This is a genomic window from Stieleria sp. JC731, from assembly GCF_020966635.1.
Taxonomy (GTDB): domain Bacteria; phylum Planctomycetota; class Planctomycetia; order Pirellulales; family Pirellulaceae; genus Stieleria.
Genome location: NZ_JAJKFQ010000001.1, coordinates 529079 through 542920 on the forward strand (window position 1 = coordinate 529079; position 13842 = coordinate 542920).

A 13842-nucleotide genomic window follows, 5' to 3' on the forward strand; every position below is an offset into this window, starting at 1 on the left:
TGCCTGGTCGTTGGGCACTGAAATGCACAGTTGGCGCGCAGCCTGGCTAGATGCCCCGCGAATGGCGTGCTTTGCTAATGCGCGATCTGCTTGCATTAGCGGCGTTTAGTGCGGAATCGGGGGTGTGGCTGCCGTTGCCGGTCAAAACTGAGGCACGCGTGCTCAGGGAACGAGCCTTCGCGTTTTCCAATACCTCGGTGGCTCAATCGCGATGATGTCTTGGCGCTGTTCTATACTTACCGCCTCCGATTTTTATTCGCTCTTTTGGATGGCCTTCGAGATGACTCTTGTCACAACTGAAATGAAATGGATCCTGTCGAGCCGGTGGCAACGGTTGCTGCTCGGAATGGTTGCCACCTGTCTGATGTTAGGCGTTGCTGCGGCGGAAGAGCCAAAGAAGTTGAATGCCTTGATTATCGACGGCCAAAACAATCACCAGGCTTGGCCTAAGACGACCGTGATGATGAAGTCGTATCTAGAGAACTCGGGACGTTTCAACGTGCAGGTGCAGCGGACGAAATACACCTGGAATGGTGGTGAGCTGCTCGATGCCTATCCGCTGGGTGATGGGAAGACCTACGAAGACTTAGGCAAACCGAAGTCGGATCCGGATTTCAAACCGAACTTTGCTGATTTCGATGTCGTGATCAGTAATTTCGGCTGGAACGCCGCACCGTGGCCTGAAGCGACTCAGAAAGCTCTCCAGCAGTACGTTTCCAGTGGAGGAGGCTTTGTCGTTGTTCACGCCGCCGACAATTCATTTGGGTCATGGACCGAGTTCAATGAAATGATTGGTCTGGGTGGTTGGGATGGGCGAAACGAGCAATCGGGGCCCTATGTCTACATCGATAAATCGGGCGAGGTGCAACGGGATCAGACGCCGGGGCCCGGGGGAAACCACGGACCGGCACACGAATATCAAGTGGTTGTCCGCCAGCCCGACCATCCTATTGTCAAGGGTTTGCCACGGGCTTGGATGCACAGCAAGGACGAGCTTTATCAAAAGCTACGAGGTCCGGCATTAAATATGACCATCCTCGCGACGGCCTATGCGGACCCACAGTATCGTGGGACCGATCGCCACGAGCCCAAGCTGATGACCATTGATTATCAGCAGGGCAGGATTTTTCACACCACCATGGGGCACGATGAAGGCGCGGTTAGCTGCGTCGGGTTCATCACGACCTTTGTCCGTGGCTGCGAGTGGGCCGCAACAGGAAAGGTCACGTTGACCGATGTGCCCGATGATTTTCCGGCGCAAGATAAGGTCAGTACGCGGGACTTCGACTGATCGAAATCGTCGGTGCTATATGGCGCTGGAGTGCAATTCACGGATTGCAATTCACGCCATCGAGACACCCGCCTAACGCTTGCGTTTCAGGACATACACCACATCTTCGGTGGTGTCGTCGACGTCGATTGGGTCGGCGAGGTCATAGCCAAAGTCATAGGTGGCAATCGATTCCCATTTGCCACTGTGACTGATCAGTTGGTCCATCTGCCGACGAGTGTAGCTACGCAAAACGAGTTCGTCGTTGATGCGAAAGCTTCCCGAAGGCTTATGGATATCGAAGCGAATTCCGTATCGCTCGACCCGTTTCTTGGGGTCACGATTGTTGGTCCACATGTGCGTGTTGACCATCAAATGGCCTCGCCTTGCGGACCAGGATTCGCCATCGCTAGGTGCGGCCTTCGTCGGTGTCAAATGGACGCCCAACAAATAGATACCTCCGACACGAACGGCATTGGCCATAGACGTCATGTGGCCTCGCGCGGCTGATTCTGACGAAAGGTGGCGAAAGCTATTAATCGTGTTGAACGCCAGATCGGATTTTCGTTTAACGCGAAAGTCAGACATGTCGGCAACAAATGCGCGGTAGTCAAAGCCGTACTTTTGGAATCGCTCGTTGCAAAAGTCGACCGCCTTGGGGTTCAGGTCTAACCCATCGACGTCGTAGCCTTTGCGAGCCAAGTGATAGAGCAGGCGACCGGTTCCACACGCCGGTTCAAAGAATCGCTTTGCCGGTTTGGTTAGATAGAGTTCGGCGCATCCGAGAATGAATTTTGTTTCCGCAGCACAGTCGGCGCCAAAAACCAAATCGTAATACTTAGGGTGATCGTAGATCGATTCGTTGAGTACTTCCATGACAGGCTTTTAACCGGTCTACAATCCCGCGTCCACTACCGACGCCAAAAATACACCCTGCTGATCTCCACATCCCAATGTTGCTGCTGCTCTCGCCTTCCAAGCGTTTGGACTATGACACCCCCGTCAAATCAAGTGTCAAAACGACCCCAGAGTTTATCGACCAAAGTGCAAGGCTTGCCAGGGAACTGAAGAAGCTAACGCCGAAGCAGATCTCGGCTCTGATGGGGATCAATGACGAGTTAGCACTGCTCAATCACGAGCGTTTTCAGGATTGGCAATCGCCGATGCCCGATGCCGATACGCGTCAAGCGGCGCTGGCCTTCAAAGGCGACGTGTATTTTGGGCTCGAAGCTGAAACGCTGACCGCAAAGCAGCTCGAGTACGCTCAAGATCATTTGCGAATTCTTTCGGGACTGTACGGCATCCTTCGACCACTCGACGGGATCTTGCCCTATCGGTTGGAGATGGGCACCAAGCTAAAAAACAAGGCAGGCAAGGACCTGTATCAGTTTTGGGGATCATCGATTGCCGAGTCGATCAATCGACAGCTTGATCAAATCGGTTCCCGTATCGTCTTGAACTGTGCATCGAACGAGTACTTCAAGGCAATCGATAAGAAAACGTTGGATGCGGAGGTCGTTTCACCGGTCTTCAAGGACATGACCAAAGGCAGCTATCGGATCGTGACCGTCTACGCCAAAAAGGCACGTGGGACGATGGCAGCGTGGGTGATTCGCAAGAAGGCGAAGACGTTGAAAAAGCTGAAGCAGTTCGACGGTGATGGGTACCGCTACGACGAGGAATCGTCGACCGACACAAAGCCAGTATTCCTGCGTGGGTAGGCTTGGTGAAGTCAGTCAGCCTGCTCAAGCACATGGGCAAAGAAGACTGCTTTGTCGGCTGCATATTTAGTCGGGTCGCCTTCGCCCTGACGCCAGCGGCCGACTTTGGTGGTTTCGAATCGGAGTGACAGCTCGCGATCGACTAGCAACCGGTCACGGACAAGCAGTGAACTTTGATAGAACGGGCTGTCGCTGTAAGTCAGAAAGACGCGATGGGTGGGTTCGCCACCGCGCGGTTTGGCAAGCACGATCGTCTCGGCTGCCCACATCGGTGTTTCTTGTCGGCGAAAATACAGGCCTTCGATCAGGAAGGACGATTCTTCGATCGCCTGCTCGCGATGCTGGTCGTCATCAACAGCCGCGATGATGTCCAGGACGGGCCTCGCCACCATTCCACCGATGGCAGTGCTGCCGATGTGGTGCACCTTGGTGACCCAGCCATTGCAGCTGTGCAGCAAGCCGCTGCGGGTCTGTTCGAATTCTTGAGGCCAACGCGGGTCGTAGTGCATCAAGCGAACCGGATCAAGCATGGACGGATCAGAGGTGTCTGTTGAAGCGATCGTGAATGGGCAGTTGCCACCGGTATCTTAGCGAATGGCAATCCGCATTGATGGCGGGGGTGCTCCTGCATCGATGTTGTAGATGGTCCGGGATATCCACAACGCACAAAAAAAGCCTGCCACGCAGGTGACAGGCTTTTTATCAGGTTTTCCAGAACTGCAGCGAACTAGTTGCTGCTTAGCATCGCTAGCTTGGTCAGTTCGACTTGCTTGCGAATCGAATCGACGTAGGCCTCGTCAGCTGGGCAAAGGCGACCCGCTGGAACGGTGCAGGTGCGGCCGTTGTCCTTGAGCAGGCGGACGTTGCTTGCGTTGATTTCGATCAGGCGTCCTTTCACGCTGAACGTTCCGGTGTTGTCGATCCAAGTGCGGACGTGGGTGTCTGCCAACGGATTGACTGCGGGAGTCTTTTCGAGGGAGCTGACGTGAACGGTGACGTTGTCATTCGCCTTGTTCTGGCCGAACAGGTCGTCCAAGTTGTCGCTTTCCTCTTTGGTATCTTTCGCTGGAGCTTCCTCGGTTTCGCTTGGGCCGAAGAGGTCATCGAGTGAGTCCGTCGTTTCTGCAGCTGGTGCATCTTCAGGAGTTCCGAACAGATCGTCCATCGATTCTTCGGTGGTTTCCGCAGGGGCAGCTTCTGCCGCGGGTGCGTCACCAAAGAGGTCATCGATCGATTCGGTTGCGGGAGCTGCTTCGGCGGGTGTTTCTTCAGCTGGTTCACCAAAGAGGCTGTCAACCGAATCCATGGGGGCTTCGGCGGGAGCAGCCGCTTCGCCTTCGGCAGGTGTTTCGCCGAACAAGTCGTCGATCGATTCGGTTGCAGGGGCAGCTTCGGCAGGTGCCTCGGTGGTCGGTTCGCCAAAGAGGTCGTCCATTGCTGGCTCCGCGGGAGCTTCAGCAGGTGCTTCTTCGGTAGGCGTTCCGCCGAACAGGTCGTCCAAAGGTGCTTCAGCAGGAGTCTCAGCTGGTGCTTCCGCTGGCATTTCTGCTGGCGTCTCGGTAGGTTCGCCGAACAGGTCGTCGACAGCTGGTTCCGCTGGGGTTTCGGGTTCAGCTGGCATTTCAGGTTCTGCGGCAGCTTCGGGCTGGGCAGGTGTTTCAGGTTCAGCAGGAGCTTCGGTTTCGGGAGCAACTTCGACTGGCATTTCAGCAGGGGCCTCGACTTCCGCAGGGGCTTCAGCCGGTGCGGCTGCTTCTTCAGCTGGTACGGCAGGCTCGGCAGGAGCTTCGGTTTCCGCTGGCGCGGCTGCTTCTTTGGTTTCGTCGAATGGATTTGGATCAGTAGCGGCTGCTTCTTCTGTTACAGCAGGCTCTTCGGTGATTGCTGGGCGAGCGGATTCGACTTCGGCAGGCATTTCAGGCTGCGCGACTTCAGGCTCTTCCGAAGCGGGGGCGTCAAAGGTTTCTTCAGTTTCTTCGACAACTGGAGGAGCGTCGTCGCTCTCTTCGACAGCGCTCGAAGCTTCGCCGCTTCCGCCGCAACCGGCTGGTGAGTCGCAGCCGCTTGGCGCAGATTCGCAAGGTGACGAGCAAGCGGCAGGCTCGCAGCAGACGGGTTCACAGCAAACCGGTTCGCACTCAACTGGCGCGCAGGTGGTTGGGCAGCTTGTGGCGCAAGGATCAGATTGCTTGCAGCGAAGTCGCTTTAAGAATCCCCCTGCGGTCGCCGGTCCAACACTGAGAATGGTCGACAAACAAACGACGAGGGTCCACCGGATGGTGTTAAGGACCTTTCGTTTCATCATGTTAGGCTCCTGGACGGCTGCGATAAGCCGCAACTTGGAAATCAAGAACGGTTAGTGTTCGAGGCATTCGCGCGTGATTGGGCGCGGATAAGAACCTTCAATGCTAATTGGGCCAAAATGCGGTCACAAGTCGATAAAATGGGCAAATTGCAGATGAGCTATTCAGCCCTCCACTTGGTGTCTGGTCTGTCGCCATAAGCCACTCTGCCGATAAAACCTGTCTCTGGCCGGTTATTGCGGTGCTTGATGCATTAAATATCTCCGTCAAGAGCGAATTGCCTGCCGGAGAGGGCCGACGAGGGCTCGGTCGCTGGTTGATTCGGTGGGTTCGGCTCAGCCGGTTCGCTGTCGGGGCGGCGATCAGGGCCGCAACTGTCAGCGCCTTGGCTGACAGGGCCTTGGCTATCGGAGCCATCGCTGGCGGCCACGGCGTTCAAGCGATCCTGCACATCGCAGCCTTTGCAAATCATTTCAAAAAGTCTCTCTAGGAATTCCGAATCGATGTTTCGCTTTGTTCAACGGCTGTTTTCGTCGATGAGCCTAGAGCGAAAGAGTTTGCTGTTCTTTGGATTCTTTTTCACGGTGCTGATGTGCGGCGCTTTTTTGGTGGTCCAAACGCTCGGCAACCGATTAGTCCTGCGAACGACCCAACAACGTGCCCAGGATTTAGCTGACGCCGAGCTGATGTTGTTGCACGGAGACGCGATCTGGGCAGGCGACTGTGACGAGGCGGCGATCACTCACAACATGAGCGTGATGGCGGGGCTTCGCGATGAAATCCTTGCTCAAGACATCCAGTTTGAGATTCTCGGATTGGAAGACCAGACGTCCTACGCGGAGTTGCCTCCTGCACCCGCACCCACCGATCCGTCGGAACGGTTGATCTTGGAAGGCTTGCTACCTCAATTTCGCGAGCAACTTGCGCAGATCATTGCTCAGGAACCGGAGATCACCGAAACCTTTGATCTCGGTGAGAACGAATCGATGAGCATGATCGGTTTGGGGACTCAGCCGGTGCATCAGCAGGTTGGCCCGGTCGATGGCTACTACATTTACTACCGGCCGATTTTTCCCTTTCCCAAAAAGGAATGTCGGTCGTGCCATTCGATTGAGGACAAGCAGCTGGAGTTGGCCGCAGGCGGCGATCCGGTCAAGCTTGCCGAGTTGGCGCCGTTCCGGGTGATCCGCGTCAAGATGCCGTACAAGGACACCGAAGATCAGACGACTTGGGTCAGTTCAATTGTTGTCGCGCTGGCTTTATTTATCGTCGCGATGACGCTTTACATGCTGCACGCGTTAATCCGCTACCTGGTGCTCGAACCCCTGTACCACATTCGCGATGTTAGTGACGCGATTACACATGGCGACGTCACAAAAAGGGCAACGATCGAATCCGAAGACGAATTTCGTGAGCTTGCCGATGCGTTCAACCGAATGCTTCGTGGAATGCTGGAAAGCCAAGAGAAGGAACGGTTGATCAATGCCGAACTCGATGCACGGGTCGATCAATTGGCGCAGCTCAACTGGCAGCTCTACGAAGCCAACCGTGTTAAAAGTGATTTCATGGCTAACATGAGTCACGAATTGCGAACGCCACTGAATAGCATTATCGGATTCTCTGAGGTGCTCCACGGGATCGATTCGCTTACCGACAAGCAGCGACGGTATGCGGGCAATATTCAAAAGAGCGGTCGACTGTTGCTGGAGATGATCAATGACATCTTGGATTTAGCAAAAGTCGAAGCTGGAAAAATGGAAGTTCGACGCAGCGAATTTGATTTAGGGCGTTTGATCGCTGCGCAAGCGGACATGATCGGTTCGCTTAGTGAGGAGAAGCACATCTCGCTTGCAACGGAAATTCCCGAGCAGCTTCAGCCGGCATATCAGGATCCAAACAAATTGGGTCAGATTATCAACAATTTGTTGTCCAATGCGATCAAGTTTACGCCTGAAGGTGGCAAGGTCACGGTGCGTGTGGTTGATCTATCGGGCGGGCTTTCTTCGGGACGTTTTCGAATGCTTGTGATCGATACAGGTGTGGGGATTGCCGACGAGGATCAGTCGGTGATCTTTCAAAAGTTCCGCCAAAGCCGCAAAGTCCTTGATGGGGAAGGGCTAACTCGCGAGTTTTCAGGCACGGGGTTGGGGCTTTCGATTGTCAAAGAACTTGCCAAACTCTTGGGCGGAGAAGTCGGGTTCGAAAGTGAGCTCGGTCGCGGCAGTACCTTTTGGGTTGAACTACCGTGGCGTCTCAGTGATGAGTCACTTCAGGCAGCCAACGAACTCAGTCAACCGACCGACCTTCCTTCGGTCAACAAATGAAGCAAGTCAAACTATTCACCGATGGTGCGTGCAGCGGTAATCCGGGTCCGGGCGGCTGGGCGTTTATCCTGCGTTGCGAAAAGACCGGCAAAGAGCTTGAACGCGCCGCAGGTACTCCGACGGCAACAAATAACCAGATGGAGTTGCAAGCCGTGATTGAAGGCTTGAAGGCGTTAAAGGAACCTTGTGAAGTGATTCTGTACGCCGACAGCAACTACGTATTGCAGGGGATGAAGTCTTGGATGGCCGGGTGGAAAAGCCGCGGTTGGAAACGCAAAGATGGATCAAAGTTGGTGCCGGTTAAAAACGTCGAACTGTGGCAGCAACTCGATCAACTGATGCAAACGCACACGATTCAGTTCGAGCACGTAAAGGGGCACTCCGGTCACATCGAAAACGAGCGTTGTGATCAGTTGGCTGTGGAGGCCTATCAGCGTTATCTGGTGAAACGCTAAGCAGCTGTTTGAAGTTCAGTTGCAAACAAGTGCGATCGAACACTTGGACTGAATCCTAAGTGTCCGATTGACAGTGTTGAAAAACTTTAGCTCGATTGCCGGCGTGAGCCGAGCATGACGCCGCCTATAGCAAAGATGACGGCAGCACCAACGCTGATCAGCGCGTTGCGTCCCCACTGAGCCTTCTTGTCGTTGGTGATCTGATAATCGAACGGAGCGGTCAGATCGAGCGACTGACTTTCCATGTGTTCGAATTCCAAAATCATCGAAGCCGGTTCGGCGGTGCCGTAGTTCTCACGGATCTCTTTCATGTGCGATTCGGAGGTCTGATTGACTTCGATTGCCGCCCAGCGAATTCCGCAATATCCGGCGGCGAGCAGGGCGGCAACGGCTAGCAGCATCAGCGCGATAAAACCGATCGATCCACCGCCACCTGTTGCCACCTTTGAAGCGTCGCGACTGGCGTCCGCTGTGGGTGCGGCTGGCGCGAGTTGGCGGAGTTCACCGAGCTTAGGGATTTGGACCGATGCGGCGCATTTTGGGCAGGCAATGGAGTCTCCCGCCTGTGCTGGGGTGACCGGGACATCCGCTTGACAATTTGGGCAAGATAGCAAGTACATCGACTGAAATATGAAGAACTTTTGAAGTGTTAGCGGCTGGACCGAGCCTTTGCCCGGACTAGAATCTTACTCGTACTCGACACGCCACATTACGCACCGCTCCCGCATCGGATCGCTAACGCCGCGCTGAATTCCGTGTTTTTTCTGACTCGGACGAAATGCGGCCCAGACGCGTTAGCATTTGATAGCCGGACATCCCGGATGACTCGCGGTCAAATAGCGAACTAATTTGTTCGTACAGCAGTTCAAAGGAATTGAAATTGCTTCCCATCACGTTGGCGTGAACACATCGGGAACGGCCACGACGGCACGACTCAGCTTGCGGGTGTCAGGATGCTGACCTCATTAAATTGAGTAAGACTCTCAACCGAGATTTTTGCTTCCATTTGAGAAATAGCAACGGCTTACGCAATCGTCTGAATCAGAAACCGTTACGAGGGGGGCTTCTCTAGTTGGGGAATTTTGCACGGGAAATTGTCGGTCGATCGCTGCGCCTATGGCGTTCGACTTTCAGCAACCGACAGAGTCAACCAATCAGAATCAATTGGGACAAGAGGAAAGTTTTTCCAATTGGTAGAGGCCGCCAGGGAAGCGTTAGAGGGGTGGTAGAGTTTTCGCAGCGAATTTCAATGATGCGAGTAGTCAGTGATTCTTCCACACCATGATTCTGGCCTTTCCCCAAGCACGGCAAGCGGAACGTTCCGCCAAAGTGCGGCCGGGTTGAAGCGACCTGGATTTGGACCGAGCGTCCAGTCTTAGTAGCCTCAACCACACCGATCACCACATCATCCTTCAACAACCTGAAATATTCCTCCTGGAGTCATAGCTTTGTTCGATACCCTCTTGGACGAATTCGACGACGTTGCCGCACAGTCTGCCGAAGCAGTGACCGGTGGCTTTCGAAAATTGCCCGTCGACGAGAACGAAGATGACGGCGTCTCATCGCCTCAAGTAGCCGAAGGTGAAGTCCAACTGGACAGCCCCGATGAGCTGCTGGCTGAAGAGGCGGAAACCTGGTCCGATGACCCGGTTCGTATGTACCTGACGCAGATGGGTGAGATCCCGTTGCTGACGCGACGGCAGGAAATTGAACTTGCAAAGCGCATCGAAGAAACACGTCGACGCTTCCGAACGAAGTTGCTGGAAAACCACTACGTTCTGGTCGAAGCCTACAAGACGCTGAAAAAGGTCTATCGCGGACAGCTTCCGTTTGACCGTACCGTTCAAGTTTCCGTAACCGACCGATTGGAAAAAGAGCAAATCATCGGTCGTTTGCCTCACAACCTGCTGACCCTGCAAACGTTGCTCAAACGAAATAAGCACGATTTCAAGGTCGCCCTCAGCAAAAGTGCATCCAAGCGTCGCCGTGCAGAAGCATGGCGCTCGCTCGCCCGTCGTCGTCGTCGCGCTGTGCGTCTGATCGAAGAATTGGGTCTGCGTACCCAACGCATCGAGACTCGCATCGAGTTGCTGGAAAAGTTCAGCGCCCGATTGACCGAGATCGACAACCTGATCAACGATCAAAAACGTACCAAGCACGGCCGCGAAACCCGCGAGCAACTGCTGCACGAACGTCGTCAGATTCTCACCGCCTGCCAAGAAACGCCAACTTCGCTTCGCAATCGCGTCAAAATGCTGAAATCGGTCTACTCCGAATATCAGCAAGCCAAACGTGAACTCAGCGAAGGTAACTTGCGTCTGGTCGTCTCGATCGCAAAGAAATATCGTAACCGTGGTCTGTCGTTCCTGGACCTGATCCAAGAAGGCAACGCCGGTTTGATGCGTGCGGTCGACAAGTTCGAATACCGTCGTGGATTCAAGTTCTGTACCTACGCGACCTGGTGGATTCGCCAAGCGATCACCCGCGCTGTTGCTGATCAAAGTCGAACCATCCGGATTCCGGTCCACATGGTCGAAACGATGAGCCGCGTGCGCAACGTTGCTCGTCAGTTGCTTCAAGAACTCGGACGTGAGCCCACCATCGAAGAAACCGCTCGTCGCGCCGACGTGACGGTCGAAGAAGCTCGCCGCGTTCTCACAATGAGCCGATTCCCGATTTCGCTTGACCGCCCAGTCGGTAACAGCGAAGACAGCCAGTTTGGTGACTTGCTTCCTGACGGAACCGCCGAAAGTCCTCAAATCGGTGCGACGCAGGAAATGCTTCGCGATCGGATTACCAACGTTTTGAAGTCGCTTTCGTATCGTGAACGCGAAATCATCAAGCTACGTTACGGCCTGGGTGACGGCTATAGCTACACCCTCGAAGAGGTTGGGCACATCTTTAAAGTGACACGCGAACGGATTCGTCAGATCGAAGCCAAAGCCGTTCGCAAGCTGCAGCAGCCGAGTCGAAGCCAAGACCTAGTCGGATTCCTCGACTAAGCCACGACTTGATGCATTCGCATCGGTGACACGATCAACCGAAGGCGACGATTATGATCCATAATCGTCGCCTTCAATTTTTTAGGACCTGGCTGTGTATCTCTAGCCGTGTATATCCGGCTGTATTTACCCGGCCGTCTTTATTACGGCCTGACTTCGTTCTTGACGATTGGACCATTGGCGTGACTCCCCTTCGTCACGACGTTCCTCCGCTTTTCTTTCAAAATCAATGCCGACCGTTGCTGATGTGCTTTCCCAAGGTTGGAAGGTTCACCAATCTGGAAAAATCGATGAGGCCCTTCGTGTTTACCAACACGTAATCAAACAGGCCCCGCGAAATCCTGAGGCTCACGTTTACCTCGGAATCGCACTTTTTGATCAACGGCGTTATCAGGAGTCGGTCGATTCGTACCGCACCGCAATTTCTCTGAAAGAGCAATTTCCTATCGCGTGGAACAACCTCGGCAACTCGCTCCGCATGGTTGGTGATGTCGAAGAGAGCGATCAATGTTTCAGCAAAGCGTTGGCTTTGGATGAAAAGTATCTGTCGGTTTACAAAAACCGTGGAACGCTTTGGATCTGGTCCGGCGAAATTGAACGCGGGCTGGCTTGGTACGAAAAGGGGCTGCAAATTGCACCGGATGATCCCGAACTGCACCGCAATCTGGGCGTGATCTATCTGCTTCTGGGGGACTTTGATCGCGGATGGCCCGAGTACCGCTGGCGATGGAAGATGGCCGGAATGAGAAGGCCCGGTTCACCGGCGCCTCTTTGGACCGGACAGCCAATCGAGGGACGAAGTATTTTGCTGTATCCCGAACAGGGACGCGGTGATGAGATGAACTTCATTCGAGTGGCGTCAATGTTGGCACAAGCCGGCGCGAGCGTTGTGGTCCAGTGTGCTCAAGCGATGATCCCGTTGTTCACATCGGTTCGCGGAATTCAGTCGCTGTTGCCAACCGGTAGCCAATTGCCACCAGTTGACTATCAAGCTTCGTTTATCGAAGCCGTTGACGGTTGGTATCAGTCGACCGGAGAGCTGCCACTCGGTCATGAGTTCTTTCATACCTATGGAAACCACCAGGGATACCTGAATGTTTCCGAACCGCTGGTGAACTATTGGCATCACTGGATGGAAAAGCATGGTCTAGGCAAGGATCATCGCAAACGAATCGGAATCGCTTGGCAAGGCAATCCAAAGCATCACGCGGATGTCTATCGCAGTGTGCCTTTAGAGGTGTTGCGCCCGTTAGCAGAGGATGACAACTTTCATCTGATCAGCCTGCAGCAAGGATTTGGTAGCGAGCAGGTATCGCAAGTGGATTTTGGCAGCAAAATCAGTCAGCTACCTAGCGATACCGACACATCCGGTGGCGCGTTTACCGATACGGCTGCGGTGATGAAGAACATCGATGCGGTTGTCACGACCGACACGTCGCTAGCGCACTTAGCAGGTTCACTAGGCGTGCCAACGATGGTGATGTTGGGGAAAGTTCCCGATTGGCGATGGCTTTGTGAAGGCGACCAAACCGAATGGTATCCGAGTTTGAAGCTGTTCCGCCAAAAAGAAATGCGAGACTGGGCGCCAGTGGTCAACGACGTGCACCAGCATCTCCAATCGCTTGAACAAAAGGATGATTGAACAACAAGATGCTTAGCAGCTTGTTGATTGACTAGTGCTTCGTTCCAACTCGATTCTAGGATTAGCCGTATGGTGTTAGCCACGGTTCCCGTGCAATAACCGGGGCTAACGCCCATCGGCTGATGACCCGAACCCGCTGGATTTTAGGTTTAGCCGTATGGCGTTAGCCACGGTTTGAACTCAACAACCGGGGCCAACGCCCGTCGGCTGATGACCCGAGCGTGTATTTTTATATCGAACGAAGCACTAATGTCGCTTTCACGCTGCGAAAACAGCGTTTTGTCCCGCTAATTTTGCTGTCGTCTGGCTAACGGGTGAAGCGTGAATCCTGAACCGCACGAACCGCGGTTGCGCCGTTCCGTGCGACAATTTCCTGGATCGTTGGAACGGTGATGTGCCGCCGAGCCGCTTCGAATCGAAGGGTTCGTTCGAACACCGGCAGTGGGAACACGGGGTTCTTTCCTCGTGATCGCCGCTCAAGTGCCAGTACCAATTTCTTTTCCAGTCGGCCTTGTTCGATCAACTGCACGATTGCATGGACATAGTTCCGTTGGTCTTCCGATGTCGCCCGCAAGCGGCTGACCAAGTACTCTTCCAGCGATGGAGCTTTTCGTTGGGCCGGTGAGACTGGGACGTTCTGTGGGAAAAGTGAAACCTGAGCCGACGCGGTGGAAGCGAGTCCAAGCATGATCGCCATCGCGGCGACGATCGTTTTAAGGCGTTCAATCATGATTGAAGGCGTTGTTTCAGAGTGTGGTGGCGAAAGTTCTTTGGCACGGCGACGTCAACGCGGCAGTTCTTATTGCAAGCGAATTGCGAACTCGCGTTTGGCAGCTGATTTACGTCCAGACGTCTTCAAGAAAGCCGTTACCAGTTCTTTGCACTCGGCGACAATCCCAGTTCGCTGAAGTGAATCAAGGCCTCAAACTTGATGCTAGCAACGATTGGGTAGTTTGCGTAATTTTTTCGATTGCGATTTGAAAACCGTTGTGCTGGTCGCACGGATTGTGTGCACCGTGGCGTCTGGAGCGTCGATGGTGACAGTGTGCCAGAGGTTCCCGCAATCTGGCTCATGACTCGGAGAGATCGCTTGCACCAATAGGGGTCTCTGATTGGCAAGAAGCA

The 13842-nt window shown here is 54.2% G+C and carries 11 protein-coding genes; 6 read left to right on the forward strand and 5 right to left on the reverse strand.

What is annotated here, in order from left to right:
• The first annotated feature begins 280 nt into the window (after positions 1-280).
• A complete protein-coding gene (locus LOC67_RS01790) occupies positions 281-1291 on the forward strand; it encodes a ThuA domain-containing protein (protein WP_230260756.1) in 1011 nt (336 codons plus the stop codon).
• Between the two features lie 72 nt (positions 1292-1363).
• Here the strand turns inward: LOC67_RS01790 and LOC67_RS01795 are convergent, their stop codons facing one another.
• On the reverse strand, positions 1364-2146 hold the full coding sequence (locus tag LOC67_RS01795; protein WP_230260757.1) for a class I SAM-dependent methyltransferase: 783 nt from the start codon (positions 2144-2146) through the stop codon (positions 1364-1366).
• A 77-nt stretch (positions 2147-2223) separates the two neighbouring features.
• Here LOC67_RS01795 and yaaA point away from each other — a divergent pair, with 77 nt between their 5' ends.
• Complete coding sequence (yaaA, locus tag LOC67_RS01800) at positions 2224-2991, forward strand: peroxide stress protein YaaA (RefSeq protein WP_230260759.1); 768 nt, start codon at positions 2224-2226, stop codon at positions 2989-2991.
• Between the two features lie 11 nt (positions 2992-3002).
• Here the strand turns inward: yaaA and LOC67_RS01805 are convergent, their stop codons facing one another.
• The gene (locus LOC67_RS01805) at positions 3003-3521 is read right to left on the reverse strand and encodes a GrpB family protein (protein ID WP_230260761.1); all 519 of its coding nucleotides are present in this window, start codon (positions 3519-3521) and stop codon (positions 3003-3005) included.
• 197 nt (positions 3522-3718) lie between these two features.
• Entirely contained in the window at positions 3719-5296 is a 1578-nt protein-coding gene (locus LOC67_RS01810) for an SHD1 domain-containing protein (protein WP_230260763.1), read from the reverse strand.
• Positions 5297-5797: 501 nt separating this feature from the next.
• Here LOC67_RS01810 and LOC67_RS01815 point away from each other — a divergent pair.
• Positions 5798-7618 (forward strand): sensor histidine kinase, encoded by a 1821-nt coding sequence (locus LOC67_RS01815; protein ID WP_230260765.1) that lies wholly within the window; start codon positions 5798-5800, stop codon positions 7616-7618.
• Positions 7615-8073 (forward strand): ribonuclease HI, encoded by a 459-nt coding sequence (gene rnhA, locus LOC67_RS01820; protein WP_230260766.1) that lies wholly within the window; start codon positions 7615-7617, stop codon positions 8071-8073. The genes LOC67_RS01815 and rnhA overlap by 4 nt, the downstream gene beginning before the upstream one ends.
• 86 nt (positions 8074-8159) lie before the next feature.
• On the opposite strand, the gene LOC67_RS01825 is transcribed toward rnhA, so the two are convergent.
• Positions 8160-8693 (reverse strand): hypothetical protein, encoded by a 534-nt coding sequence (locus tag LOC67_RS01825; protein ID WP_230260767.1) that lies wholly within the window; start codon positions 8691-8693, stop codon positions 8160-8162.
• An 828-nt stretch (positions 8694-9521) separates the two neighbouring features.
• Between LOC67_RS01825 and LOC67_RS01830 the strand changes: the two genes are divergently transcribed.
• Together LOC67_RS01830 and LOC67_RS01835 are read left to right on the forward strand one after the other, a co-directional pair.
• Positions 9522-11075, forward strand: coding sequence for a sigma-70 family RNA polymerase sigma factor (locus tag LOC67_RS01830; protein WP_315861020.1), 1554 nt, complete (start codon positions 9522-9524; stop codon positions 11073-11075).
• Positions 11076-11304: 229 nt separating this feature from the next.
• Entirely contained in the window at positions 11305-12717 is a 1413-nt protein-coding gene (locus LOC67_RS01835; protein ID WP_230260769.1) for a tetratricopeptide repeat protein, read from the forward strand.
• Positions 12718-13024: 307 nt separating this feature from the next.
• On the opposite strand, the gene LOC67_RS01840 is transcribed toward LOC67_RS01835, so the two are convergent.
• The gene (locus tag LOC67_RS01840; RefSeq protein ID WP_230260770.1) at positions 13025-13447 is read right to left on the reverse strand and encodes a hypothetical protein; all 423 of its coding nucleotides are present in this window, start codon (positions 13445-13447) and stop codon (positions 13025-13027) included.
• Between the last annotated feature and the right edge of the window lie 395 nt (positions 13448-13842).